The organism is Cryomorpha ignava, from assembly GCF_010686655.1.
In the GTDB taxonomy this organism is placed as follows: domain Bacteria; phylum Bacteroidota; class Bacteroidia; order Flavobacteriales_D; family Cryomorphaceae; genus Cryomorpha; species Cryomorpha ignava.
On the sequence record NZ_JAAGVY010000115.1, the window covers coordinates 1 to 1,502 of the forward strand.

Annotated in this window: 1 pseudogene; it reads left to right on the forward strand. The window is 42.9% G+C overall.

From position 1 onward, the window contains the following. Positions 1 to 1,502, forward strand: a pseudogene (locus G3O08_RS20625) (hypothetical protein); the annotation flags it as partial.

The following is a 1,502-nucleotide window of genomic DNA, read 5'->3' on the forward strand; positions in this document are numbered from 1 at the left end:
TTCTGAAAATGGACAATGTGGCGAACTTGGTTCGGCATCAGTTGCTGTATTGAGCGGCGATGGTTCTTATACTTACGCATGGAGTAACGACTCAACAACGGCTTCGATCTCTGGTCTTGTAGATGGAACTTACTCTGTGGTTGTTACTGATAATCTAACCGGTTGTTCTGATTCTTGTAGTGTATCGATTGAAAACGAGCCTCAACTGACTGCTGAATGCACTGGTCAAGACGGACTTTGTGGTGAATCAGCTTCTGCCACAGTTACCCCTGCTGGTGGAGCATCACCGTTCTCTTACTTATGGTCTAATGGAGCAACTACCGCTACTATTTCCGGACTCGGTGCAGGAACGTATTCTGTTGTTGTTACAGACGCAAATGGATGTTTTGACGACTGTGAAGTGACAATCGAACCATCAATAACACCACTTGTTGATATTGTGTGTGACTTTGATCCAACGCAATTGTTGAACGGTGACGGTTCTGTATCTAATGCTACTGGTTGTTATTCTTTCGGATATGCATTCTGGACAAATAACTTGCTAAGCGCATATGATGTTAACGCGCATTGGTCTATTGTAGATGGTAGCTTTGTAGAAAATCCAAGTGGTTCTGCATTCTTTACTGGTTCATTTGTAAACAATGAAGATCCAAATTTAAGCTTCGACTTTAATGTTGTCTTTGGCGGAAGAACATATACCGCCCCTCCCCTGTCTCCAAAAGAAACTGGTGGTCCATGTAGCGAGGATGTTGATAACACAGACTGGTACTATTACACTTCTACAAACGGTACTTTAATTGGCACTGGTGATCTTGCAGGAGCAGTAGTCAACCTCACTAGAATGGGTCCATCATTCCAAATTGGAACGGGAGCCAACGAAAACGATATGAATGTGTATGGGGCCAGTGGATGGATGGATGTAGAGATTGTAAGCAATCCTACAAATGGACTAGCATTTACCGAGAATTCAGGTCATAGTGACTTCAATCTAACTCTACCACTCGGACCTCAGCTTGGAGATATTCCTTCTTGCTTAACGATTTGTGAAGGAGAATCAGTTGAACTATTCGCTGTGGCATTACCAACTGGAGGTTCATATACTTATCTATGGTCAAACGGTGCAACGACACAATCAATAGTGGTTAGTCCGGGTGTCTCAACTGAGTATTTTGTAACCATTTCATCTGGTAGCTGCTCAAATATGGCGACTGTAACAGTAACTGTGGAAGACTGCTCAATAGAATATGATTGTGAGGATCTTCAAGCAAATATCGGTGATACTTGTAATGATGAAGATCCTAATACTGAAAACGATATGATTACCGATAATTGTGAATGTGCCGGAACGATCATTTACGATTGTCCAGCCCTTCAGGCAAATATCGGCGACTCATGTGATGATGGAAATGCTGACACTGAAAACGACGTAGTTGGTGCGGATTGCGGATGTGCCGGAACGATCATTTATGATTGTCCAGCCCTTCAAGCAAATATCGGCGACT